The 24,935-nt window shown below is 71.9% G+C and carries 22 protein-coding genes; 16 read left to right on the top strand and 6 right to left on the bottom strand.

Annotation, left to right across the window (positions count from 1 at the left end; genetic code table 11):
• Nucleotides 1-1,134, bottom strand: coding sequence for a spermidine/putrescine ABC transporter substrate-binding protein (locus M8I34_RS05140; protein ID WP_250048099.1), 1,134 nt, complete (start codon nt 1,132-1,134; stop codon nt 1-3).
• Nucleotides 1,135-1,282: 148 nt separating this feature from the next.
• Complete coding sequence (locus tag M8I34_RS05135; RefSeq protein WP_250048098.1) at nt 1,283-2,434, bottom strand: aromatic ring-hydroxylating dioxygenase subunit alpha; 1,152 nt, start codon at nt 2,432-2,434, stop codon at nt 1,283-1,285.
• Nucleotides 2,435-2,777: 343 nt separating this feature from the next.
• On the opposite strand from M8I34_RS05135, the gene M8I34_RS05130 reads away from it, so the two are divergent.
• The 8 genes from M8I34_RS05130 to M8I34_RS05095 all read left to right on the top strand — a co-directional run bounded on the left by M8I34_RS05130 (nt 2,778) and on the right by M8I34_RS05095 (nt 10,974).
• On the top strand, nt 2,778-3,188 hold the full coding sequence (locus M8I34_RS05130; RefSeq protein ID WP_250048097.1) for a hypothetical protein: 411 nt from the start codon (nt 2,778-2,780) through the stop codon (nt 3,186-3,188).
• On the top strand, nt 3,185-4,465 hold the full coding sequence (locus M8I34_RS05125) for an NADH-ubiquinone oxidoreductase-F iron-sulfur binding region domain-containing protein (RefSeq protein ID WP_250048096.1): 1,281 nt from the start codon (nt 3,185-3,187) through the stop codon (nt 4,463-4,465). The genes M8I34_RS05130 and M8I34_RS05125 overlap by 4 nt, the downstream gene beginning before the upstream one ends.
• A 13-nt stretch (nt 4,466-4,478) precedes the next feature.
• A complete protein-coding gene (locus tag M8I34_RS05120) occupies nt 4,479-4,670 on the top strand; it encodes a ferredoxin (protein ID WP_030982516.1) in 192 nt (63 codons plus the stop codon).
• Between the two features lie 2 nt (nt 4,671-4,672).
• A complete protein-coding gene (locus M8I34_RS05115; RefSeq protein ID WP_250048095.1) occupies nt 4,673-6,760 on the top strand; it encodes an acetate--CoA ligase family protein in 2,088 nt (695 codons plus the stop codon).
• Nucleotides 6,761-6,799: 39 nt separating this feature from the next.
• The gene (locus M8I34_RS05110) at nt 6,800-7,972 is read left to right on the top strand and encodes an acyl-CoA dehydrogenase family protein (RefSeq protein WP_244417119.1); all 1,173 of its coding nucleotides are present in this window, start codon (nt 6,800-6,802) and stop codon (nt 7,970-7,972) included.
• A 50-nt stretch (nt 7,973-8,022) separates the two neighbouring features.
• Nucleotides 8,023-9,195, top strand: coding sequence for an acyl-CoA dehydrogenase family protein (locus M8I34_RS05105; protein WP_244417118.1), 1,173 nt, complete (start codon nt 8,023-8,025; stop codon nt 9,193-9,195).
• A gap of 191 nt (nt 9,196-9,386) precedes the next feature.
• Nucleotides 9,387-10,259: a 3-hydroxybutyryl-CoA dehydrogenase gene (locus M8I34_RS05100; RefSeq protein WP_250048094.1), complete on the top strand. Its 873-nt coding sequence runs from the start codon at nt 9,387-9,389 to the stop codon at nt 10,257-10,259.
• A gap of 103 nt (nt 10,260-10,362) precedes the next feature.
• Complete coding sequence (locus M8I34_RS05095; protein ID WP_250048093.1) at nt 10,363-10,974, top strand: TetR/AcrR family transcriptional regulator; 612 nt, start codon at nt 10,363-10,365, stop codon at nt 10,972-10,974.
• A gap of 80 nt (nt 10,975-11,054) precedes the next feature.
• Here the strand turns inward: M8I34_RS05095 and M8I34_RS05090 are convergent, their stop codons facing one another.
• On the bottom strand, nt 11,055-12,044 hold the full coding sequence (locus M8I34_RS05090; protein WP_250048092.1) for a D-cysteine desulfhydrase family protein: 990 nt from the start codon (nt 12,042-12,044) through the stop codon (nt 11,055-11,057).
• A 78-nt stretch (nt 12,045-12,122) separates the two neighbouring features.
• Nucleotides 12,123-12,899 (bottom strand): FadR/GntR family transcriptional regulator, encoded by a 777-nt coding sequence (locus tag M8I34_RS05085; RefSeq protein ID WP_250048091.1) that lies wholly within the window; start codon nt 12,897-12,899, stop codon nt 12,123-12,125.
• Nucleotides 12,900-13,040: 141 nt separating this feature from the next.
• Between M8I34_RS05085 and M8I34_RS05080 the strand changes: the two genes are divergently transcribed.
• The 4 genes from M8I34_RS05080 to M8I34_RS05065 all read left to right on the top strand — a co-directional run bounded on the left by M8I34_RS05080 (nt 13,041) and on the right by M8I34_RS05065 (nt 17,526).
• Nucleotides 13,041-13,940 carry a carbon-nitrogen hydrolase family protein gene (locus M8I34_RS05080; RefSeq protein ID WP_250048090.1) on the top strand — a complete coding sequence of 300 codons (900 nt, stop codon included), beginning with the start codon at nt 13,041-13,043 and terminating at the stop codon, nt 13,938-13,940.
• A gap of 52 nt (nt 13,941-13,992) precedes the next feature.
• Nucleotides 13,993-15,354 carry an APC family permease gene (locus tag M8I34_RS05075; protein WP_250048089.1) on the top strand — a complete coding sequence of 454 codons (1,362 nt, stop codon included), beginning with the start codon at nt 13,993-13,995 and terminating at the stop codon, nt 15,352-15,354.
• A 79-nt stretch (nt 15,355-15,433) separates the two neighbouring features.
• A complete protein-coding gene (locus M8I34_RS05070) occupies nt 15,434-16,153 on the top strand; it encodes a hypothetical protein (protein WP_250048088.1) in 720 nt (239 codons plus the stop codon).
• Complete coding sequence (locus tag M8I34_RS05065; protein WP_250048087.1) at nt 16,150-17,526, top strand: nucleotidyl transferase AbiEii/AbiGii toxin family protein; 1,377 nt, start codon at nt 16,150-16,152, stop codon at nt 17,524-17,526. Before M8I34_RS05070 ends, M8I34_RS05065 begins: the two co-directional genes overlap by 4 nt.
• 129 nt (nt 17,527-17,655) lie before the next feature.
• Here M8I34_RS05065 and M8I34_RS05060 read toward each other — a convergent pair whose 3' ends face one another.
• Nucleotides 17,656-18,048, bottom strand: coding sequence for a PPOX class F420-dependent oxidoreductase (locus M8I34_RS05060; RefSeq protein ID WP_250048086.1), 393 nt, complete (start codon nt 18,046-18,048; stop codon nt 17,656-17,658).
• A gap of 236 nt (nt 18,049-18,284) precedes the next feature.
• Here M8I34_RS05060 and M8I34_RS05055 point away from each other — a divergent pair, with 236 nt between their 5' ends.
• From M8I34_RS05055 to M8I34_RS05045, 3 genes are all read left to right on the top strand, one after another.
• Nucleotides 18,285-18,836, top strand: coding sequence for a MarR family winged helix-turn-helix transcriptional regulator (locus tag M8I34_RS05055; protein ID WP_250048085.1), 552 nt, complete (start codon nt 18,285-18,287; stop codon nt 18,834-18,836).
• Nucleotides 18,833-21,454, top strand: coding sequence for an MFS transporter (locus M8I34_RS05050; RefSeq protein ID WP_250048084.1), 2,622 nt, complete (start codon nt 18,833-18,835; stop codon nt 21,452-21,454). Before M8I34_RS05055 ends, M8I34_RS05050 begins: the two co-directional genes overlap by 4 nt.
• Nucleotides 21,455-21,682: 228 nt before the next feature.
• Nucleotides 21,683-23,152, top strand: a complete 1,470-nt coding sequence (locus M8I34_RS05045) for an SDR family NAD(P)-dependent oxidoreductase (RefSeq protein WP_250048083.1) — start codon at nt 21,683-21,685, stop codon at nt 23,150-23,152.
• Here M8I34_RS05045 and M8I34_RS05040 read toward each other — a convergent pair.
• Nucleotides 23,131-24,135: a LysR family transcriptional regulator gene (locus tag M8I34_RS05040; protein WP_250048082.1), complete on the bottom strand. Its 1,005-nt coding sequence runs from the start codon at nt 24,133-24,135 to the stop codon at nt 23,131-23,133. The two genes, M8I34_RS05045 and M8I34_RS05040, sit on opposite strands and share 22 nt — an antisense overlap.
• A 119-nt stretch (nt 24,136-24,254) precedes the next feature.
• On the opposite strand from M8I34_RS05040, the gene M8I34_RS05035 reads away from it, so the two are divergent.
• Nucleotides 24,255-24,881, top strand: coding sequence for a maleylpyruvate isomerase family mycothiol-dependent enzyme (locus tag M8I34_RS05035; protein WP_250048081.1), 627 nt, complete (start codon nt 24,255-24,257; stop codon nt 24,879-24,881).
• Nucleotides 24,882-24,935 lie beyond the last annotated feature (54 nt).

Here is a 24,935-nt window from a genome sequence, read left to right as displayed (position 1 = left end):
TCAGCCGGCTTTCACGTGGGTCCAGGCGGTATCGCGGGCCTGCTCGCCCTTCGAGGACGCGTTGCGGAAGAAGAGATCGGCCTTGAGGTCGTCGGGGGCGACCAGGCACTGCGGGAACGGCTTCACGATCGAGGCGTAGACGTCCTCGCTGCCGCCGACCGGCATGGGGTAGCCGATGTACCGGATGTTCTTGCGCACGTTCTCGGGTCTGAGCATGTAGTCGATGAAGAGCATCGCCGTACCGGGATGGCGGGCGTTGGCGGGGATCGCGTAGCAGTCCGAGTTGATCGGCGCGCCCTCCCGGGCCACTTCGAAGCCGAGGACGGACGGGTCCTTGGCCTGGCCGAGCATGGCGGCCATGTCCCCGCTCCAGGCCTGGGTCATCACCGCGTTGCCGTTGAGCAGGTTGTTGTAGCTGTCGCTGGAGAAGCCGCGCAGCCGGGGGCGGAGGCTCTGGAGGGTGGCGGTGATCCGGGCGAGGTCGTGTGCGTCGGCGGTGTCGATGTCCAGGCCGAGTTTGAGCGCGGCCATGCCGAGGACCTCGTCGCGGTCGTCGAGGACGAAGACCTGTCCCTTGGCCCGGGCGTTCCACAGGTCGCCCCAGGATCCGGTCAGGTCGTCGCCTATCCGGTCCTTCCGCCAGCCGATGCCCGTCTTGTACATGGTGAACGGGACGGTATGCGCGGAGTGGCGGTCGTACCAGGGGTCGGCGAAGTAGCGGTACCGGCCGAACACCGCGTCGGCGTGCGACAGCCGGGAGTGGTCGATACGGCGCAGCCGGCGGCCGTCGGCCAGCCGCTGGGCCCATTTCGCGGTGGGGAAGATGATGTCGTAGCGGTTCCCGGCGTTGAGCTTGGCGGCCATGCCCTCCATCGAGTCGAAGTTGGACTGGATGACCTTGACGCCGTACTCCTTCTCGAATCCGTCGAAGACGGCCGGGGCGACGAAGTCCGCCCAGTTGAAATACACCAGATCGCCGTCCGGCTTGACGTCGATCGGCTGGTCCGGGTCTCCGAAGGCGTTGCGTTCCTCCGGCAGAAAGCCGCATCCGGCCAGGCCGAGACCGAACGCCGCGGCGACGCCCGAGCGCAGAAACGCGCGCCGGGACGGAGATGGAGGTTCCTCGGGGGACATGGGGTCCTCTCCGTAGGGGATGAGCGCTGCTTCAGGGAGCGGTCACGGCTGCACGGAAGCCCTGTCCTCCGTGCGGGACCTGTCAGCCGTGGCGCGGGGCGTCGCGCGCCGAGGGGGACGGCTCATGGCGCTGTCTCACTGGTGGGTGTCAGCGCATGGTGCCACCGAGGTCGGTGCGTACCCGGTCGGCGAACCAGCCGACCGCGGCTTCCCGGCGGGACAGCGGGCCCGGCTCGAAGCCCGGGGTGCCGAGGCCTTTCTGTACCCGGGACACCAATTCGACGTCTTCGTCATTGGTGATCCAGCCGATGTGGATGTTGAGCCGGCGCGCGAGCCGGGTCCGTGCGCTGGTCCCGCGGCGTGTGTAGAAAGCGCCGGGGACGGCCACGCGGTCGACCGCCGTCGGTATGGCGGTCCAGGCAAGCACATGGTCGGGGTAGAAGTCGATGAGTGTGTTGGGGTAGATCACCGCGTACCGCCAGATCCGCCGGTCGGCCTCCTTCAGACCCGGCATCGGGGAGGCGAGGCGCTGGTAGAGCCGCTCCGTCCAGTTCGAGGACGGTTTGTCGCGCAGCGGGGAGGCGAAGAGGACGTAGTTCTTGTCGATCTCGCTGGTGTAGCCCTGGTAGTCGAGCAGGCGCATCAGCCCGGGGTGGGCGACCGGGACGTGGTAGCCCTCCAGGTAGTTGTCGACGGCGACCTTCCAGTTGGCCTCCTGTACTTCCGCGCCGGCCAGATCGTGGATGCGGCTGCGGCCCACCGGCACCAGTTCGGCGCCCGCGTAATGGCCGACCGCCTCGGCCAGCCCGGCGCACTGCTCCGCCAGCGGTACGGCATCCGGATCGAGGTTGGCGAAGACGAACCCCAGGAACGACTCGACCCGGACCGGGAAGAGGCCGAGGGCGGGCTTGTCCAGGCAGGGGATCTGCCGTGCCTCGGGCGCGCCGACCAGCCGCCCGTCGAGCTTGTACGTCCAGCCGTGGTACGGGCAGCGGATGGCCTTGCCGGACGGTTCGGGGGCGGAGACCAGGCGGGTGCCGCGGTGCCGGCACACATTGAGATGCCCGGCCAGGGCGCCGTCCTCGGTACGGACGACCAGTACCTCGCGGTCGGCGACGGTGGCGGCGAGCCGTGCGCCGGGGCCGGGGAGATCGGACTCATGGCACACGAGCTGCCAGGACTTGGCGAAGATGTGCCGCGTCTCGGCGGCGATCGTGGCCGGGTCGGTGTAGTAGCGGGCGGGCAGTGCCTGCCCGGGGGCATCCTGTTCCGTCGGTGCCGTGGTGGCTTCGGGGTGCATCGGGTCGCTCCTCCATGCCGCACGGGGCGCCGGGGCCGGGGCGGCAGGGCGCGGTGGAAAGTCCCTGAACGGCGCACCGGATCCGTGCTGACTAATTGGTCAGTCAGATTGCTGGCGGGTTTCAACGAAGTCAAGACTTGTTTCCTGACTAATTGATTAGTTAGCTTAGTGGTATCGCTGCTCCGGCGCTCCGCCGCACGGATCCCGGAAGCGAGCGGGCGCCCCGCGCCCCGATCCACCGGCCGCACCCCGCAACGGCACCTCACCCCGGCACCGAGCCACGGCACCGCCCCACACCCCGCTGCCCTGACCCACGCCGGCACCCCACCCCCCGGAGGCACGCATGAGCGGTCGTCGGCATCTGATCTGGCTCGGGCTCACCCCCGAACCGGAACGGGAACTCCCCGCCACCGTCGCCGCCCTGCGCACCGCGGCGCGACAGCCGGCGGACCCGCCTGCAAGAGCGGCCGAGGCCGAGAGGCGCCGCGTCGAGCGGCTGATCCTGCACGGCACCCAGCGCGGCTGGCTCCGCTACCTCGCCGAGGTGACCGGTCTGGTGACAACCGTCGCCGGCAGTGACCGCCCCGGCGACCGGCGGGCCGCACTCCGCGCGGCAGAGGTCGTGCTCGACCACCACCGCATGCTGATCGGCCTCCCCGGACCGGGCTACGACCGGACGGCCGCGGACCGCAGAGCCCTGGAAAGCGCGGTGCGCACCCTGCGCGCCACCCCACCGGACGGAGACCGAGGATGACCGGGACCGACTCGCTCATACCGCAGGGGACCCCCTCGGTGCTCGGCGCGACGCCAGGCGTGACCGAGGACGCCAGGGCGTACGCGGTCAACGGCGGCTACCGCACGGCAACCGGAGCGGCCGAGCTCCTCGACCGGATCGCCGCCGCCGGCCTGCGCGGACGCGGCGGCGCCGGCTACCCCACCGCCGCGAAACTCCGCGCCGTCCGTGACGCCGGCCCCCGCCCCGTCGTCGTCGCGAACGGAGAGGAAGGCGAACCCGGCTCCGTCAAGGACCGCTGGCTGCTGCGGGCCCGCCCGCATCTGGTCCTGGACGGGCTGGCCCGGGCCGCGGAGATCACCGGCGCCGAGCGCGGCTATGTCTACGTCTCCGACACCGCGGCGGGCGAACGGATCCGCCGTGCGCTCGCCGAACGGACAGCTCGGCTGCCGTGCGACGTCGTCGAGACCCCGCACACCTATGTCGCCGGGGAGGAGACCGCCGTGGTCCGCCGGATCAACGGCGGCCCCGCCCTCCCCACCGCCAAACCGCCCCGCCCCTACGAACAGGGTGTCGGCGGCGCACCGACCTTCGTCGCCAACGTGGAGACGCTGGCCCGTATCGCGCTCATCGCCGCACAGCCGGACCGCCGGCGCCGCACGGCACGCACCACCCTGGTGACGCTCGCGGGCGGAGGCGCCGAACCGTTGCTCGCCGAGGTCTCCTACGGCTGCACCCTGCGGACCCTGGCTCGGGCCCAGGGTGTCCCCGAGCCGGCCGGCGCCCTCATGGGCGGCCTCTTCGGCGGGCTGATCGGCCCCGGTCACCTCGACCTCGCACTGGAACCCGACGCACTCAAGGCCGCCGGCACGGCCCTGGGCTGCGGGGCGATCCGCTTCCTCGGCCCCGACGAGTGCCCGGTGTCCCTCGCCTCCGCCGCCCTCGCCCATCTCGCCGCCGAGAGCGCACGGCAGTGCGGCATCTGTATCGCGGGCACCGGCTCGATCCGCGACGCCGTCGGTGCGCTGACGACCGGTACGGCCGACCCCGGGCTCCTCACCCGGCTGCACCGCTGGTCCACCTCACTGCCCGGCCGCGGCGCCTGCGGTCTGCTCGACGCCGCAGCAGGCACGGCCGGCAGCCTGCTGCGCGCCTTTCCCCACCTGGTCCGCTCCCACCTCGACGGCCCCTGCCACGCCTGTTCCGCGCCCGCCGACGCCAACCGGCTCACCGTGGCCGTCCCGTACGTCGCCGGCCGTACCGTGCCCCGCCCGCGCTCCGCCCCCTGCACCCGCTGAAAGGACGACCACTGTGAAACTCCGTCTCGACGCCACCCGCTGCCAGGGCTACGGCCTGTGCCAGGAACCCGCACCGGACCTCATCGACCTCGACGACTTCGGGTACGCCGCCGTCGTCGCCGACCCCGCCCCCGGCGCCACCGAGGATGCCGCCCGGGCCGCCGCCGAGGCCTGCCCCAACTCCGCGCTCCGGCTGGAGAGGTGACCATGGGACGTGATCTGTCGGCCCTGTTCGACCCGAAGTCGGTCGCGGTGGTCGGTGCCAGTGACGATCCGGCGAAGTACGGCCATGCGGTCGCCGCCCAGGCGCTGCGGGCACCCGACCGTCGCCCCGTCCACCTCGTCAACCGCCGGGGCGGCACGGTCCTCGGGCGCACCACGGCCACCTCGCTCGCCGGGATCGGCGAACCGGTCGAACTCGTGGTGATCTCCGTGCCGGGCCCCGGTTTCGAGGCCGCCGTCGACGACGCGCTCGCCTGCGGCGCACGCGCCATCGTCGGCATCACCGCCGGCTTCGCCGAGACCGGCCCCCTCGGACTGGCCCGCCAACAGGCGATCGCCGACCGGGTACGCGCCGCCGGTGCCGTCCTCGTCGGCCCCAACTGCCTCGGCATCGCCGACAACACCACCGAGCTCTATCTCGCCTCGGACCGCTTCGCACCCGGCGGCATCGCCCTGCTGAGCCAGAGCGGCAACCTCGCGCTCGAACTCCAACTCCGCTGCGCCCCGCACGGGTTGGGATTCTCCCGCTTCGTCTCGCTGGGCAACCAGGCCGATGTCACCCTCGTCGACCTCATCGAGGACGCCGCCCGGCACGACGCCACCCGGGCCATCGCCGTCTACGCGGAGGACTTCGGCGACGGCCGGGCCTTCGCCGAGGCGGCCGCCGCGGCCGGCAAACCGGTGGTCCTGCTCACCGCCGGGCGGGGCACCGCCTCCGCCCGCAGCGCCCAGTCGCACACCGGCGCCCTGACCACCTCCGCCGATGTCGTGGCCGCCGCCTGCCGGGACGCGGGTGTCGAACTGGTCGCCACACCCCACGAGATGACCGTCGTCCTCGCCGCGCTGAACGGGGGGCGGCGCGCCACCGGACACCGCACCGCGGTCTGCACGGACGGCGGCGGCCACGGTGCCATCGCGGCCGACGCCGCCGAGGCCGCCGGGCTGGCCGTACCCGAACTCGGCACCGCCGCACAGCAACAGCTCCGAACGCTGCTGTGGGAACAGTCCGCGGTGCGCAACCCCGTCGACCTGGCCGGGATGGGCGAGCAGAACCCGCACTCCTACGGCGACACCGTCGGCGCTCTGCTCGCCCTGGACGAGGTCGACTCCGTGGTGCTGACCGGGTACTTCGGCGGTTATTCGGCGGCGACCGGCGGCCTGGGCGGACCGGCGGCCGAGAGCGGCACCGCGGGCGGCGGGAGCGCGCTCGCGGCGGGCGAGCTGGAGACCGCACACCAGATGGCCGACCATGCGACGAGGACCGCCAAACCCCTGGTGGTGCAGTCGATGTTCCCGGACGCCCCCAGCTGCCGGACGCTGGTCGAGGCCGGCATACCGGTCTTCGCCTCCACCGAGGACGCGGCCCGCGCGCTGGCGGCCATGACCACGGCCGAGACCGCAGGACCGCCCGGTGTCCGTCCGCTGCCACCGGCCGCGGCGCCGCTGCGCGACCCCGGCTACCACGGCGTCCGCACCCTGCTGAGCGGCGCCGGAGTGCCCTTCCCCGAGGCCCGTGAGATCACCAACGAGGCCCAACTGCTCGCCGCCGCCGACGCGTTCGAGGGCCCCTACGTCCTCAAGGCCCTCCACCTCCTGCACAAGTCCGACGCCGGCGGCGTCGCCCTCGGGCTGCCGGACCGCGCCGCACTCGTCACCGCCTTCCGCGAGATGCACGCCCGGCTCGGTGCCGCCTCCTACTCGGTCGAGGCGATGGCCGACCTGACCGACGGCGTCGAACTGATCGTGGGGGTGAACCGCGACCCCCGGTTCGGCCCGGTCGCCATGGTCGGCCTGGGCGGGGTGCTCACCGAGGCGCTGCACGATGTCGCCTTCGCCCTGGCACCCGTCCCGGCGGCCCGCGCCGAACAACTGCTGACCGGGCTGCGGACCGCCACGCTCCTCAAGGGCGTCCGCGGGCGGCCCGCGGTCGACCTCGCCGCCGCGGCAGCCGTCATCGAGCGCCTCACCACGCTCGCCGCCGCCCACCCCGAGATCACGGAGATCGAGGTCAATCCGCTGCTCGTCCGCCCGGACGGCGCCCTCGCCCTCGATGCCCGCGCCGTACTGGCCTGACGCCCCGCCCCTGCCCCGCCCGCCGTCCCGGAGGACACCATGGACTTCCGCTACACCCCCCGACAGGCCGATCTCAAGGCCCGCGCCGCCGCCTACACCGAGCTGCTGTTCCGGTACGAGGACCAGGCCGAGGAGGCCGGCGGCCCGCTGCCTTCCGACACCGTCCGCGAACTGACCCGGGCCGCGATCGACGCCGGGGTCTACGCCATCAACATGCCCGAGAAGTGGGGCGGCCCGGGGCTGTCGCTGCTCGACCAGGTCATCGTCGAGGAGGAGTTCGGCAAGGTCACCAACTGTCTGTGGGACATCCCCTGGCGGCCGGCCAACGTGCTGGCGTACGGCACCGAGGCCCAGCGGGAGAAGTACCTCCTCCCCGTCATCCGGGGCGAGCGCTTCGACGCCTTCGCGGTGACCGAACCCGGCGCGGGATCGGACCCCTCCTCGGGCACCAGCACCGCCACCCGTACCGAGGGCGGCTGGCTGCTGAACGGCGAGAAATGGTTCGTGACCTGCGGCGACATCGCCGACTTCCTGCTGGTGCAGGCCGACGCCGGTCCCGAGCGGGCCGCCACCCTCTTCTTCGTCGACAAGCAGGCACCGGGCGTACGGATGACCCGGGTGCCGCGGTTCATGCACTCCGCCGTGAACGGGCACCCCGAGTTCACCTTCACCGATGTCTTCGTGCCCGACGACGATGTCCTCGGCGGCGTCGGCAACGGATACGAACTCACCAAGGAATGGTTCACCGACGAACGGCTGATGATCGCGGCCCGCACCACGGGCGCCGCCGAGCGGGCCCTGCAACTGGCCCGGGACTGGGCGGTGGAGCGCAGGCAGTTCGGGTCGCCGATCGCGGACTTCCAGCTGGTGCAGGGGATGCTGGCGGACTGCGCGGTCGATATCGCGGTCAACCGGGCCTACACCCACCAGGTCGCCTGGGAGGCCGACCAGCCGGGCGCCGACCCCAAGGCGCTGCACGCCAAGGCCTCGACGGCCAAACTCGCGGCGAGCGAGGCGGCGGGCCGGGTCATCGACCGCTGTGTGCAGATCTTCGGCGGCCGTGGCTATGACCGCTCCTATCCCGTCGAGCGGCTCTACCGCGAGCTGCGGGTGGACCGGATCTGGGAGGGCACCTCCGAGATCCAGCGCCTGATCATTGCCAACGAGCTCATCAAGCGCGGTACCCGCGCCCTCGACCTGCCCCTGCCCTGACCCGCCGCCCGCCACCGGACCCCGGCCCACCACGACCTTCGAGGACTGACATGGACTTCCGTCTCACCCCCCGCCAGGCGGACCTCAAGCGCACCGCGCGCGAGCTCACCGAGACGCTCACCGCCTACGAAACCGACTGCGAGGAGAACAACGGCCTGACGGCGCAGGACCACGCGGCCATCCGCGACGCCGTCCTCGCCTCCGGCCTCCAGGCCGTCAACATGCCCCGGGAGTGGGGCGGCGCCGGCCTGACCATCCTGGAACAGGCCATCGTCCAGGAGGAGTTGGGGCAGCTCACCGGAGCGCTGTGGGACACCGTGTGGCGCCCCGCCAACGCCCTGCGCTTCTGCACCCCCGCACAGCGTGCGCGCTACCTCGAACCGGTCATCCGCGGCGAGCGCCGTGACTGCTACGCGGTGACCGAACCCGGGGCCGGCTCCGACCCGCAGAACCTGGCGACCACCGCGACGCGGACGGCCGACGGCTGGGTACTGAACGGCGAGAAGTGGTTCGTGACCGTCGGCGACCACGCCGACTTCATGATCGTCCTCGCCGCGGCGGGTCCGGACCGGGAGCCGACGCTCTTCCTCGTCGACAAGGACACCCCGGGCATCGAGATGACGCGGGTGCCGCGCTTCATGCACACCTTCGTCTACGAGCACCCCGAGTTCACCTTCACCGAGGTGCACGTTCCCGAGGACGCCGTTCTCGGGGGCGTCGGCAAGGGCTACGACATCACCCGGTCCTGGTTCACGGAGGAACGGCTGATGATCGCGGCCCGTACGACGGGCGCCGCCGAGCGGGCGCTTCGGCTGGCGCGGGACTGGGCGGTGGAGCGCAGGCAGTTCGGGTCGCCGATAGCCGACTTCCAGCTGGTGCAGGGGATGCTGGCGGACTGCGCGGTCGATATCGCGGTCAACCGGGCCTACGCGCACCAGGTCGCCTGGGAGGTGGACGAGGGCACCGTCGACCGCAAGACCCTGCACGCCAAGGCGGCCATCGCCAAGCTCGCGGCGAGCGAGGCGGCGGGCCGGGTGATCGACCGCTGTGTGCAGATCTTCGGCGGCCGTGGCTATGACCGCTCCTATCCCGTCGAGCGGCTCTACCGCGAGCTGCGGGTGGACCGCATCTGGGAGGGCACCTCCGAGATCCAGCGCCTGATCATCGCCGGTGAACTGGTCAAGCGGGGCACGGGCGTGCTCCAGATGCCCTCCGCAGGCTGACCTCTCCCGGGGCGCCGGGCGGGGTGCGACGGGGGAGTGCACACCGGACACGCCCCCAGCCGCACCCCACCCGGGCACCCCACCCGGCCCCCGGACCACCGCGTACCACCAGGAGTCACGGACGGACGGCCGGAGCTGTCCGCCCTCCCCGTACACCGACCGGCAGCCCCACCCCGGACCAAGGAGGACCCATGTCCGAGAGCACCGACACCGTCGAACGGATCGGGATCGTGGGCTGCGGCCTGATGGGCTCCGGAATCGCCGAGGTGTGCGCCCGAGCGGGCCGGGACGTGAGCGTCGTCGAGACGGACCCCCGCGCGGCGGACGCCGGACTCCGCCGGATCACGGCCTCCCTGGAACGCGCCACGGCAGCCGGGAAGCTCTCCGCCCCGGACCGGGGCGCCGCGCTCGCCCGGATCACGGTCACCGCGGACCTGGCCGCGCTGGCCGACCGGGACCTGGTCGTCGAAGCCGTCGCCGAGGACGAGTCCGCCAAGCTGGCCGTCTTCGCGCGGCTGGACCAGGTGGTCCGGCGGCCGGACGCGATCCTGGCGACCAACACCTCGTCCCTTCCCGTCATCCGTCTTGCCGCCGCCACCGCACGCCCCCAGCAGGTCATCGGCCTGCACTTCTTCAACCCCGTTCCGGTGCTGCCGCTCGTCGAGCTGGTGCCGTCCCTGCTGACCGGCGAGGACACCACCCGCAGGGCACACTCCTTCGCCGCCGGCGTGCTGGGCAAGGAGGTCGTGCACGCCGCGGACCGCGCCGGGTTCATCGTCAACGCCCTGCTCGTCCCCTATCTGCTGGACGCGGTACGGATGGCCGAGTCCGGCGCGGCGTCGGCGGCCGATATCGACCGGGGGATGCGGCTGGGCTGCGCCCACCCGCTCGGGCCGCTCGCGCTGGCCGATCTGATCGGTCTGGACACGACACAGGCCATCGCCGAGTCGCTGTACGAGGAGTTCCGTGAGACGCGCTACGCCCCGCCGCCGCTGCTGGCCCGGATGGTCGAAGCGGGCCTGCTCGGCCGTAAGTCGGGCCGGGGCTTCCACAGCTATCGATGACCGCGGCCGGCGGCGGACGGCCGCGGGCGGCGATGCGGGAAGATGGACGGGACGGGCGGCCGAGCCCGCCGAGGACACCGACACCGATCCGGGGAGCACTCACGTGGCCAAGGCTGAACGCACTCTCGAAACGCGGGAACGGATCCTGTCCGCCGCGTGCGAAGTGATCGCCGAGGTCGGCTTCGAAAAGATCCGTATGCGGATGGTCGCGGAGCACGCCGGAGTGTCCACCGCCCTGCTCCACTACCACTTCGAGAACCGCGAGCGGCTCTTCGCCGAGGCGATGACGCACTCCTTCGCGCAGACCGGCACGGAACTCGAACGGGACGCCGACACGGTGCCCGCCTCGGTGGTCCTGGCCCGCATTCTGCACAACATGCTGCCCACGGACCCGGAGCTGCGGCAGGACTGGCGGCTGTGGCAGGAACTGTGGGTGCGGGCGCTGCGTGACGAGACCGCCCAGCATCTCGCCGTCGACCTGTACGACCAGCTGCACACCTGGATCAGCCAGGCGATCCGGCGGGGCATCGAGTCGGGCGAGTTCACCGACTGCGATGTCGAGGCGACCAGCACGCTGCTGCTCGCCCTGAGCGACGGGTTCGGTATCCGGCTGATGCTGGGCGACCCCCGGGTCGACCTCCCCGCCGCCCAGGCGGCCATCTGGCGGGCCGTCGCCGGGACGCTCGGCGTTCCCGAGGCGTTCCCCGAGATCTGAGGGCGCAGGCCGGCGGCGCGCGGCCGGGCGGATGCCCGCACCGCCACCGTGCGGCAGCGGGCGGGGTTCCGGGGCCGTCGCTACGGCGTGAAGTCCGTGAGCGCGTCCTGCGACCGCGCGACGGCCGCCGCATGGCCGAACAGACCGGGCAGCCCGCCGGAGTGCAGGAACACGGTGCGCTGTCCGGGGGTGATGGTGCCGTCCTGGACCGCCGCCCGCAGACCGGCCAGCGCGCGCCCGGTGTAGACGGGGTCGAGAACGATGCCCTCCGTACGGCCCGCCAGGGTCAGCGCGTCCATCGACGCGTCCGTCAACGTGCTGTATCCGGCGCCGACTTGGTCGAGCCGTAGGCGCAGTGCCTCCGGAGCGAGGACCGCGCCGGACAGCCCGGCGACCAGCCCGGTGACCGTGCCCGCCGGATCGTCCACCGCGCCGCAGTGGACCCCCAGCACCCGCGCGGGCCCGAGCACGTCCACCAGGCCGGCCATCGTGCCGCCGGACCCCAGCGCGACCACGACGGTGTCCAGGTCCGGTGCCTGGCCGAGCAGTTCGCGCCCGCACTCGGCATAGCCGTACGCACCGAGCGGGCTGGAACCACCGAAGGGGATCAGGGCCGGTACCGCGCCCCGGTGCCGGAGCTGTGCGGCCACCCGCTCCGCCACGGCGGCGAGTTCCGCGCCCCGCACTTCCCCGGCCCAGACGACGGTGGCCCCGAAGAGGCCGTCGAGGGCGAGGTTTCCGGAGGCCGACGAGTCGGCGGAGCCGGCCAGTACGAGCACCACATCGAGCCCGAGCCGGGCACCGGCCGCCGCGGTCAGCCGGGCGTGATTGCTCTGTGCGGCCCCGGTCGTCACCAGGGTCGTGGCGCCCTCGGCGACGGCCGCGCCACAGAGCCACTCCAGCTTGCGCACCTTGTTCCCGCCGCCGCCCAGACCGGTGAGGTCATCGCGCTTGATCCAGAGGTCCTCCGGCCCGAGGCCCAGCGCGCGTGCCAACCGCGGCGCCGGCTCCAGCGGGGTCGGCCATGTCCCGAGCACTGCCCGTGCCGGGGCGCCACTGCCCGAACTCATCGTCCACGTCCTTCCGTTCGCCCTGCCCATGTCGTCCGTCGGCCAGCGTGTCATGCCGTGCCCGCCGGCGGGCTCCCTTCAGCCGGCGGCCTCCGCCCCGGCGTCGTCCATCAGGCCCACGAACATCGTCCGGTGCAGCTGGTCGACATGCCGCCGGGCGACCTCGGTCGCGCCCACCGGATCACCGCGGCGCAGGGCGTCGACCAGGGCGCGGTGTTCGCAGTTGGACCGCTGGAGGGTGTCGAGCGGATACGGCAGGTAGTAGCGGTAGAGGTCCTGGAGCACCGCTCCGTATGGTGCGGCGGCGAAGGCGACGCCCGTGGCGTCCGCCACCGCGAGGTGGAACCGTTCGTCGTGGCTGCGGAACTCGGTCCAGCTCCCGGCCGCGTCCATCTCGCCGACCAGCCGGTCGAGGACGTCGAGGGCGGCATCGCCTGCCTGGAGGGCCGCCAGATGGGCGATCCCGCATTCGAGGACGAGCCGGTGGTCGATCAGCCGGTGGACCTCGGCCGCTGCCGCGCGGTAGGCCGCGGCCTCGGTGACCGTTCCCTTCGCGGGCCGCTCGGCGACGAGGGTGCCGCCGGTCCGGCCGCGCCGGCGTTCCAGCACACCGTCGGCGTGCAGCGAGGCGAGCGCGCGGCGGACGGTGATGTCCCCGACGCCCAGTGCCGCGGCGATCTCGTCGGTCGGGGGGAGGCGTTCACCGGGGGCCAGCAGGCCGAGCTCGACGGCGAGGGCGATACGGGCGCGCACCGTGTCCAGGGCGGAGAGCCGTTGAATGCCACCCAGTGGCGGGGCATTGAGGCCCCGCACCGCGGCCTCGGGGTCCGTGGCGTCGGGAAGGTGTCCGGGCATGACTCACTCTAACAAACATCTCATTATGAGATCTCTTGAATAAGAGCTCATCTTGCTCTAATTTCATGCGGGTCCTGAAGTCCGCCCCCGCGGCCCGCCGGCCACACCGCCGTCCGGCCACTGAGAACGCAGGTGAGGCCCGTGTCCCGACCCCTGCCCGTAGCCCTCGTCCAGGCACCGCCCCGCCCGGCCACGGCACCCTTGTCCGGCTTCGCCGCGGAGGTCGGGGAGCTGATCGCACGCTTCCCGCACACCCGGCTCGTCGTCTATCCCGAGCTGCATCTGTGCGGGGTGACCGGTGCCGCCGACGGGTCCGAGGCCGAGCTGTGGGCGGCGGCCGAACCACTGGACGGCCCCCGCGCGCGACAGCTCGCCGAGCTCGCCGGCGATCTGGGCATCTGGCTCGTACCCGGCAGCGTCTGCGAGCGGGGACCGGGCGGCGAACTGTTCAACACGGCGCTGGCCTTCTCCCCCGAGGGCCGTCCCGCCGCCTCGTACCGCAAAATCTTCCCGTGGCGGCCGCACGAGCCCTACGACCCCGGGGACCGCTTCGTCGTCCTCGACCTGCCGGGGACCGGCCGGGTCGGCTTCTCGATCTGCTACGACGCCTGGTTCCCCGAAGTGGCCCGCCACCTCGCCTGGATGGGCGCCGAGGCGATCATCAACCCCGTCATGACCACCACCGCCGACCGCGCCCAGGAACTGGTGCTCGCCCGCGCCAACGCCATCGTCAACCAGGTGTTCGTGCTCAGCGTCAACACCGCGGGACCCGTCGGCACCGGCCGCAGTCTCGTCGTCGACCCCGAAGGCCGGGTCCGCACCGAGGCCCCCGACCAGGGGCCCGCCGTCCTCACCGATGTGCTGGACCTCGACGACGTCACCCGGGTACGGGAGTTCGGCACGGCCGGGCTGAACCGTATGTGGGACCAGTTCAACGACACCGACGCGCCGCTGGAACTCCCGCTCTACGACGGACGCATCGACCCACGCCGCTGGCGGCCCGCCGGCCCCGCCCCGTTCCCTCCCGGCACGGGCAGCTGACCGCCCGACCCGCCTCTCACCCCGTATCGCGGCACATCCCCCGGAGCCACCCATGGACCCCTCCGAGCACACGCTCGCCCGCACCCTCACCCTCAAGTCCGTCGTCCTGTTCGGGCTCGCGTACATGACCCCGCTGATCGTCCTGGGGACCTTCGGTGTCGTGGCCGACACCACCGGCGGTGCCGTTCCCACGGCCTATCTCCTCGCCCTGTGCGCCATGCTGTTCACCGCGCACAGCTACGGGAAAATGGCGGCCGCCTACCCGGTCGCCGGGTCGGCGTACACCTATGTCAGGGAAGCCATCGACGGACGCGTCGGCTTCCTCGTCGGCTGGGCGACGCTGCTCGACTACTTCTTCCTGCCCATGGTCATCTGGCTCATCGGCGGCGCCTACCTCCAGGCGGAGTTCCCCGGCGTCCCGTTCTGGGTGTGGATCCTCGGCTTCATCGTGCTGACCACGGCGCTGAACGTCCGGGGCATCAAGACCGCCGAACGCGTCAACGACCTGCTGATGGTCTTCCAGTTCCTGGTGATCGCGTTCTTCGTGCTGCTGTCCCTGCGGCACGTCGTCCAGCTCGGCGGGGCGGGCGCACTCGCCGACACCACGCCCTTCGCCAACCACGCCACCACCCTGGCCGGCATCTCGGCGGGCGCCGCCATCGCGGCCTACTCCTTCCTCGGCTTCGACGCGGTCACCACACTCACCGAGGAGACCATCGAGCCGAAGCGGACCATGCCCCGCGCCATCCTCCTCGTCGCACTCATCGGCGGCGGCATCTTCATCGCGGTGGCCTACGCGACCCAGCTGGTCCACCCGGGCAGCGTCTTCAGCGATGCCGACTCCGCGGCCTTCGAGATCGCCCGGGTCATCGGCGGGGACGTCTTCGCTTCGGTCTTCCTCGCGGGTCTGGTCGTCGCCCAGTTCGCCTCCGGCATCTCCGCCCAGGCCAGCACCTCCCGGCTGCTGCTCGCCATGGGACGCGACTCGGTCCTCCCGCGCAGGACCTTCGGGTGGATCCATCCGCGCCTGCGCACCCCCGTCTTCAACATCCTGCTCACCGGCGCCGTCGGCCTGATCGCCCTGCGCATGAACGTGGCCACCTCCACGTCCTTCATCAACTTCGGCGCCTTCACCGCCTTCACCTTCGTCAATCTCAGCGTCCTCGCCACCTACCTCCGCAGCCGCCGGGCGGGCGACCGTCCGCGCGTGCTGCCCTATGTGATCGCCCCGGTGATCGGCGCCGCCGTCGACATCTGGCTGCTGGCCCATCTCGACTCCAAGGCCCAGCTCCTGGGCCTGATCTGGCTGGCCGTGGGCGTCGGCTACCTCACCTATCTCACGAAGGGCTTCCGCAGGCCGCCGCCGAAGATGGACCTCTCCGAGGACTCCCGTACCGCCGACGCAGCCGCCTGAGGCGGCCCGGCAGTCCACTTCGGATCACTTCGGACCACCTCAGGGGCACTGCTGCCGGAAGCTGTGTGATCATCTCGGGATGAGTGCGAGCGGCGGGGCAGCGGCGCCCCTGTACGGGACACAAGTGGCCGAGAGCCCTGCTTTTGCCGGGGAGTTCGAGGTGCATCTCACCGTCCGGGACGACGCGGACCGCGCGGCGGCCGGGGCACTGGCCGCCTACGCGGCGGCCCATCGCCTCACGTACGTACACATCCTTCTGGAACGGGGGGACGTGCCCTCGCAGCCGATGCTGACGCTGCACGGGTCCGGGACGTACGAGAAGGTACGGGCCGAAGCCGTCGCACAGGCGGACGGGCTGCGCGCGGCGGGGTTCGACGTGGTGCGGACGAAGATCGAGGCGACTCCGTGGACCGTGGGCGTACCCGGCACGGACGACGAGGCCGCAGGGCTCGGCCCCGGCTACTACTTCGAGCATCACCTCAAGCTGGTGCTGGCGCGCTCCGCTCCCCTCGGCCCCCTGCTCGCCCTCGTCGTCGGGCACGGTGCGCACCTCTCGCGGAACGCACGCCGGGTGCGGTCCGACGGCAGGGCGGAGCGGTTTGTGACGCAACGGTGCCGGAGGGTGGGCCTGACGACCGCGGGACAGCGGCTGGACGCCCTGTCCGCGCAACTGCGCGCCGCGGGCCACCAACTCACCTCCGTCGAGCGGGAGTTCGTGGTGCACGACGGGAATCTGGCGCTCGACGCCGGCTGGCTGGACGGGGAGTACGCGAGGGCGGGGGAGGGGATCGGCTCATGACAGGGACCGACGAGACGGGTGCGGCGGCGCAGTGGCAGGCGTTCCGGTACGGACCGTGGGCGGACACCGAGGTCGTGCCGCGGGCCAGGCCCGACGAGGCGACGCGGGCCGAGAGGGATCTGCCCACCACCCTGCTTCCCGTACCGGATGACGGGGTGGTGCAGCGCCCGGTCTTCGACCCCGCGGCGACCCACCACGTCTTCGGCATGCGGCTGGGTGAGCCCGCCTTCGCGGACACGGCGGTCGGTGAGCGGTGGTACGAGGCGCGGCGGCATGCCCTGCATCACGTACTGACCGCGCTCGCGCAGTCACCGTGGGCCGGCCATCTCGTGCTCCGCGGCAGCATGCTGCTGAAGGAGTGGTTCGGGGACGCGGCACGCGAGCCGGGCGACCTCGACTTCGTCGTGGTACCGGAGACCTGGCAGCTGGAGGACGACCGTACGGACCGGATGCTCGACGGCCTCGCCGCCGCGGCCGAGGCGCTGTCCCGCCGCGGCGGCCCGGTACGCCTCGACGCGCGCGCCGCCGTCGGCGACGAGATCTGGTCGTACGACCGGGTGCCGGGCCGGCGGCTGGTCATCCCGTGGACGGCCGAAGCCGACGGCGTCCCGGCGGGCAGCGTGCAGCTCGACTTCGTCTTCACCGAGCACCTCCCCGCGCCCGCGGAGCCCGCCGAGATCTGCGGGCCGCAGGGCGCCGCGCCGGTGGTGGTCCATGCGGCGAGCCGTGGGCTGTCGCTCGCCTGGAAGGTGCTCTGGCTGGTGAGCGACATGCATCCCGAGGGCAAGGACCTCTACGACGCCGTCCTGCTCGCGGAGAGCACCGCGTTGCCGTTCGCCCTGCTGCGCGAGGTGTTCCGGGGTGCGGACGACGGCAACTACGACCTCCATCCGGTGCTGCTGCGGACCATCGCCGGGATCGAACACGACTGGTCCGAGTTCCGCAAGGAGTACCCGCCGCGGACCGGAACCGTGGCGGCGGATCCGTACGGTGAGCACCGGTACGTCCCTCGTCTCGTGACGGCTCTGGAGCCCACCTTCGCCGGCGACGACGGCAGCGGCGTCACCGCCGAATACCGGCAGCGGGCCGCCTGGTTCGCGTCGCTGACCGCGGAATGCGCGGGGGTTCTCGCCGAGCGCGGTATGGACGCGGTGCAGGACCTGCTGCTGGAGCGGCGGATGAGGTTCGAGAACACGGTCGTCATCACCCGGGAGCTGTCCGGCCGCGACGGGTGCACGCTGTGGGACGCGGCCGCCGTGGTGGCGGAGTTCCGCAGGGACCATCCGGCGGTCGCCCGGTGGACCTGGCTGCTCGCCGACCCGGACGAGGCGGTGCGGGAGCTGAGCGGGGGCGAGACCGGCACGGAGGGCTGAGCGGGCGCCCGCCGCCGGGGGCCCGTGGAAACCGGAGCATTGCTGCGGCACCGCGGCACCGCGGCACCGCGGCACCGCGACATCACGAGACCGCGACACCGCGGCCCCGGCTGCTCCGCGCGACGCGCCCTATCCCATGCTGCTGATGCTCTCCGGCTCGATGACGAAGAGCACGCGTTCCTCGTCGCGGCCCCCGTACCAGGGGTAGGGCCCGCCGAGGTACTTCTGGGCGAGCTGCTCGACGTGCTCGACCGCGCCCTCGGTCGTGGTCTCGACGACCCGGCCGCGCACCTGGAAGTAGCGCGAGGGGTGGTCAGGGTCGGAGACGGCGACGGCCACCCGCGGGTCGCGCCCGATGTTCCGGGTCTTCACATGGCCCCGGACGCTGTTGATCAGCACATGGGCGCCGTCGGTGTCGACCCAGGTCTGGGTCACCTGAGGGGAACCGTCGGGCATCGAGGTGGCCAGAAAGCAGGTGCTCGGCCTGCGCAGCAGCGCGAGAAGTTCAGAGGGAAGGTGCACAACGTTCTCCCGGCCGGTCGGAGGGGCGGGGGCGGTTCGGTCACCTCCCGCCGCTGGTGGGACGCGCCCCGCTCGCGCGGGGCGTGGCGGAGCATATACGGGGCGGTCCGTTGCCCCCGCACGCCCATCCCCTCTCCCGTGAGCCGGTGTGGATCAGTTGATTCCAGCCGCTATGCTTGCTGGATACAAGCAATGTATTCAGCGGAACGACGACATCACCGCGAAGGATCACGACGATGAGTAAGGGCACGGTCCATGACTGCGACCGGGCTGCCTCGCAGGTCACCGCCTCGTCGAGGCTGGATGAGGCTGCCGCCGGGCTGGGGACGGAGATCGTCCGCTTCTCCCGGCTGATCGCGGCATGGAAGCAGCGGGCCAAGACCGACGGCGGCGCCGCCGACCGGGTGCTGCTGGCCAGGCTGGTGGTCGGCGGGGACCAGCGGGCGACCGATCTGGCCGCCGACGCGTTCCTCGACCTGTCGACCGTCAGCCGTCAGGTGCGTTCGCTGGTCGAGCGAGGTCTGGTGACCCGTCGCCCCGACCCGGAAGACCGCCGCGGGTCCTTGCTGGCGGCGACCGATGCGGGGCGTGCCGCTTTTGCGCACTACCGCGCCCAGCGCGACGCCGAACTGGCCGGGCTCCTCGAACCGTGGTCGCCCCAGGACCGGGCCGACCTGATCCGGCTGCTGGGCCGTCTCAACGAGGACATGGCAGAACGACAACACACACGGCTGACGACCGGGGGAGACCAGGGAGACGCCGTGGAGCAGGGAGACATACGTACATGAGCACAGCCACCTCCCCGCCCGCCGCGGGAGCCGAGGCGATACCCGAACCAGGAATCCTGAGCCACCGTCAGATCCTCACCATCCTCAGCGGATTGATGCTGGGGATGTTCCTCGCCGCGCTCGACCAGACCATCGTCAGCACCTCCATCCGGACCATCGCCGACGATCTGCACGGCCTCAGCCAGCAGGCCTGGGCGACCACCGCCTACCTGATCACCTCGACGATCGCCACGCCGCTGTACGGCAAGCTGTCCGACCTGTACGGCCGCAAGCCGTACTACCTGGCCGCGATCACCATCTTCGTCGCGGGTTCGGTGCTGTGCACGTTCTCCACCTCGATGACCGAACTCGCCGCGTTCCGGGCGATTCAGGGCCTGGGTGCCGGTGGTCTGATGTCGCTGGCACTGGCGATCATCGGTGACATCGTCCCGCCGCGGGAACGCGCCCGCTACCAGGGCTACATGCTGGGCACCTTCGCCACCTCCAGCGTGGCCGGGCCGCTGATCGGCGGGGCGCTCGCCGGACAGGACCAGCTGCTGGGCATCACCGGCTGGCGTTGGGTCTTCCTGGTCAACGTGCCGATCGGCATCGTCGCGCTGTTCGTGGTCGCGAAGGTGCTCAACATCCCGCACACCCGGCGCGATCACCGCATCGACTGGTGGGGAGCGTTCACCATCTCCCTCGGCGTCGTTCCGCTGCTGCTCGTCGCGGAGCAGGGCAGGGAGTGGGGCTGGGACTCGTCCCGGTCGATCGCCTGTTATGCCATCGGTGTCGTCGGCATCATCGCCTGGATCTTCGTCGAGCGGTGGATCGGCGATGACGCGCTGATCCCGATGCGGCTGTTCCGCAACGGCACCTTCAGCAAGACCAGTCTGCTGTCCGTGCTGATCGGTATGGGCATGTTCGGCGGGATGCTGATGATCCCGCAGTACCTCCAGATCGTGAAGGGCGCCAGCCCCACCAAGTCGGGTCTGGAAATGCTGCCGTTGATGGCGGGCATGTTCATCGCCTCCATCGCGTCGGGCCAGATCACCTCCAAGACCGGCCGCTACAAGATCTTCCCGATCATCGGCACCGCGCTGATGATCGTGGCGATGCTGCTCTTCCACTTCAGGGTCCAGTGGGACACGCCGCTGTGGGAGACCATGGCGTACATGCTGGTCTTCGGCCTCGGCCTGGGCGGCTGTATGCAGACCCTGGTGCTGGCCGTACAGAACGCGGTGCCCCCGCGGGACATGGGTGTGGCGACCGCCTCGTCCACGTTCTTCCGTCAGATGGGTGCCACCGCGGGTACCGCGATCTTCCTGTCGGTGCTGTTCAGCACGGTCGGTGACAAGATCTCCTCGGCGTTCAAGGACGCCGCCTCCACCGAGCGTTTCCAGGCCGCGCTGCGCGACCCCGCGGTGCTGCACGACCCCGCCAACAAGCCCGTGCTGGACATGCTCAAGCACCCCGGCAACGGCAACTCCTCGGGTGTGCTCAGCGATTCGTCGTTCATCCAGCACCTCGATCCGCGGCTGGCCGAGCCGTTCAAGCGCGGCTTCGCCGACTCGATGCACACCGTGTTCCTCATGGGCGCGATCGTCGTGGCCGTGGCCTTCCTGCTGATGTGGTTCATCAAGGAGGTGCCGCTGCGGCAGATCTCCGGTCTACAGGCCCGTGCGCAGGCCGACGCCGAGGCGGAGTCCGCCAAGGACGCGGCAGCCGCCGCCGACGGTGCGGCGCACGGAGCTGATGCGGAGGGCGCGGACCCGCGCACGGCGGCCGAGCCGGCCGATGTCCCGGTCGCCGACGCGGTCCCGGTCCTCGCCGCGACCCCCGCGGGCTCCGCGGACCGCGGAACCGGTGCGACCGGTCCGGTGATCCACGGGACGGTGCGGGACGGCGACGGCAGGCCGGTGGCGCAGGCCGCGGTCACCCTCATCAGCGTCGGCGGCCGGCAGCTCGGCCGTACGTCGTCCGGGGCCGACGGTGGCTATGCGCTGCCCACGACGGGTGCCGGCACCTATGTGCTGATCGGCTCCGCGGGGGCCCGCAGGCCGCAGGCCGTGACCGTGGTGGTGGGCGGCGAGCCCGTGTCGTTCGACCTGACCCTGAGCGGCGCGGCGGGTCTCTCCGGCGAGGTCCGTGAGGAGAAGGGCGACGAGCCGGTGGCCGGCGCACTCGTCGTGGCCACGGACGTACGCGGCGAGGTCGTCGCCTCGGGCGTGGCCGGCCAGGACGGCGGCTTCGCGTTCGGGGAACTGACCCCGGGCAGCTACACCCTGGCCGTCAGCGCCGAGCACCACCGCCCGTCCGCCCTCCAGGTGGAGGTCACCACCGGCAGCCGCAACTGGTACGAGGTGCGGCTGACGCTCGGTGCCCAGGTCCGTGGCACCGTCCGGACGGTACGCGGCGGACCGGTGGACGACGCCCGGGTGACCCTGCTGGACCCGGCGGGCAATGTGGTCGCCACCGCCACCAGCGGTCAGGACGGTGAGTACGTCTTCACCGACCTCGACAGCGGGGAGTACACCCTGCTCGCCGCCGGCTATCCGCCGGTCGCCGCCCCGCTGCATGTGGGCGCTGCCGGACAGAGCGAGTTCGACATCGAACTCGGCCACGACCCGGCGAGCTGACGCACGGCGAACGATGCGGGTGAGGGGCCCGGCGGGGAAGGAACGGCGGGCCCCTCACCCGTGACCGGCCAGGACGCGGGGCCGTGCGCAGGGGGCGTCGGAGCACCCCCGGGCGCCCCGCTCCCGGGCCGGGCGCTCCCCACCGGGTTTGGCGCTGCCGCCCCGGCCTACGTAAAGTTCCGCCGAAGCTTGAATAGAACACACGATCCCAGGGAAGCGGCAGCGGCAATGACGGTGACCGAAACAGGCCGGGCCGATGGCACGGGTATCGACTCGGAGCGGATGGCGGTCTGCCTGAGCGTGCTGGAGGAGCTCGACGCGCTGCCCGTCGACCACCCGGACGCGATCGCCATACGGCGCGCCACCGCCGGTATCTACCGCTCGGTGAAGCAGCGCCGCCGCCAGGAACGCCGGGCGGCCAAGACCGCCAACGACAGGGCCGTGACCGCGGCCACGGCCACCGGCGCGCCCGACCGGATCGACGACGAGACACAGGGACTGGCCCTCACCAGCTCCGTGACCACGGAGATCGCCGGCATCCTGAAGCGGCCCAGGTCCTGCTACACCTGCAAGTCCCGCTACGTCGAGGTCGACGCGTTCTACCACCAGCTCTGCCCGCCCTGCGCCAAGGAGAACCGGTTCCGCCGCGACGCCCGCACGGACCTCACCGGCAGGCGCGCGCTGCTCACCGGCGGCCGGGCGAAGATCGGCATGTACATCGCCCTGCGCCTGCTGCGCGACGGCGCCCACACCACCATCACCACCCGCTTCCCGAGCGACGCCGTCCGCCGCTTCAAGGCGATGCCGGACAGCGCGGAGTGGCTGCACCGGCTGAAGATCGTCGGCATCGATCTCCGTGACCCGGCCCAGGTCATCGGCCTCGCCGACGCGGTGAGCGCCGAGGGCCCCCTGGACATCCTGATCAACAACGCCGCCCAGACCGTCCGCCGGTCGCCCGAGGCGTACGGACAGCTGATCGCCGCCGAGTCCGCCCCGCTGCCCGCCGGGGAACTGCCCGCCTCCCTCGTCCTCGGCCACTTCGGCAGCGGTGCTCCCGCCGCCCCAGCCGCCCTCACCGCCGCATCCGCCACACACAGCACGCTGAGCGCCGAGGACATCACCGCCCTCGCCCTGACCACCGGCTCCACCTCGCCCGCCCGGATCGAGGCGGGTACCGCGATCGACGCCGGCGGCCTGGTGCCGGATCTGCACGCGACCAACACCTGGATCCAGAAGGTGGACGAGGTCGACCCGGTCGAGCTCCTGGAAGTCCAGCTGTGCAATATGACCGCACCCTTCCTGCTGGTGAGCAGGCTGCGCCCGGCGATGGCCGCGGCCGCCGCGCGCCGTAAGTACGTGGTCAACGTCTCGGCGATGGAAGGCCAGTTCAGCCGCGGCTACAAGGGCGCGGGCCATCCGCACACCAACATGGCCAAGGCGGCGCTGAACATGCTCACCCGCACCAGCGCCCGGGAGATGCTGGAGAGCGACGGCATCCTCATGACGGCCGTGGACACCGGCTGGATCACCGACGAGCGCCCGCACCCCGACAAGATGCGCCTGGCCGAAGAGGGCTTCCACGCTCCCCTCGACCTGGTCGACGGCGCGGCCCGGGTGTACGACCCGATCGTCCGCGGCGAGCTGGGCGAGGATCTGTACGGCTGCTTCCTGAAGGACTACGCCCCCGCGGCCTGGTGATCAGGACCGCCCCTCGCCGCGGGCCGGCGAGGGTGCCCGGTATGCGGTCCGACCGGTGGTTCCTCGCCGGTTCCCGGTACGGGAAGACTGGTACGCAGCCTTCCCAGGAGGGCTCTGGCGGCGGGGCCGGCGGGTCCCTCCGTCCGCCAGGTCAGGGCGACCCGGCCGCGTGGCCGCGGCGCGGTGATCTCCAGCATCCGCAGACCGGCCGCTGACGCCTCGGCCGCCGGCAGCGCCGGGATGACGGCCACGCCGAGGCCCCGGGCCGCGAGCCGCGCCAGCACATGAGGGGCGGCCGCCTCGAAGGCGATACGGGGCCGGATTCCCGCTTCCGCGCAGGCACGTTCGAGCACCCCGCGCAGCCCCGTACCGCGCGGCAGGCTGATCAACGGGCGCTCGCGCAGGGCGGCCAGCGGGACGCTCGTACGGTCCGCGTGCGCCGCCAGCAGGGGGTCGCCCGGCGCGACGGCGGCGACCAGGGGCTCGTCGACCACGACCTGGCAGGAGACGCCCGGCGGCGGTTCCTCGTCCGCGAGGCCGAGCACGGCGATGTCGAGGTCACCGCCGTGCAGTGCGGCGAGCATCCGCTCCGAGGTGTCTTCGGAGAGGGAGATCTCGACCTGCGGGTGCGCATCGTGGAAATCGGCCAGCAGGGAAGCCAGATCGAATCTGCGGGTGCTGGCCCCCGAGACCAGGCCGACCCGGACGCGACCGCGGAGCAGCCCGCTGAACTCGTCCACGGTCTGCCGTATCTCCTCGACGGCGGCGAGCGCGGCCCGCGCATACGTGAGGACGGCCTCGCCCACCTCCGTCATGGTCACCGAACGGCCGGAGCGGTCCAGGAGTGGCTGCCCCAACTCCCGCTCCAGCTGCCGGATCTGAGCGCTGACCCCCGGCTGCGCCAGATGCAGCCGGGCGGCGGCACGGGTGAAGTTGGCCTCCTCCACCACGGCGACGAAGTACTGCAACTGCCGAAGCTCCATAACTCCTGATTCTAAAGAGGAGAACAGCCAGCTCTTGGACTTATGGCAAAGGGAGCAAGATCCTTGCAGTCAGGGGAAGTTCGAGAGCCGGCTCCCCTGCCTGGGGGAGGGGGACTCGGATGACGCAGAGGACTGTCGAAGCGGCGATCGCGGCCGAACGCCGGGAACTGGCGGACCTGTTGGACGGCCTGACGGCCGAGCAGTGGGAGGCGCCGACACTGTGCGCGGGGTGGCGGGTGCGGGATGTCGCGGCCCATATGTCGATGGGGTTCCGTTACTCGCTCCCCAAGATGGCCGCCGAACTCTTCAGAGCGAGGGGAAATATTCACCGGATGGCCGACCGGTGTGCCCGCAGGGACGCGGCCGCCGCCTCGACCGGTGAGCTCGCCGGCCACCTCCGCGACAATGCGCACCACCCCTGGAAGCCGCCGGTCGGTGGCATCACGTCGGCGCTGGGGCACGACGTGGTCCACGGCCTGGACATCACCGTCGCCCTCGGCCTCGACCGGCGGGTTCCCGAGGACCGGGTGCGCATCCTCCTGGAGAAGGTCACCCGCAAGTCCGCCGCGTTCTTCGGAGCCGACCTGAGCGGTACCGAGCTCCGGGCCGACGACCTCGACTGGTCCTTCGGCACCGGAACGCCGCTGTCCGGCGCGGCCCAGGATCTGCTGCTGGTCGCGTTCGGCCGCAAGCTCCCGCCCGGCCACCTGCACGGTGAACGGCACCACCGGTTCGTCACCGGCTGAACCCCGACGGCACGACCACCGGGGTTCAGCCGGCCCGGAGCGGCGCCGGCCCTG

This window comes from Streptomyces sp. MCA2 (assembly GCF_023544705.1).
Taxonomy (GTDB): Bacteria; Actinomycetota; Actinomycetes; order Streptomycetales; family Streptomycetaceae; genus Streptomyces; species Streptomyces decoyicus.
Note: the sequence above shows the minus strand (reverse complement) of the source record. Positions and strands in the feature narration are given on the sequence as shown.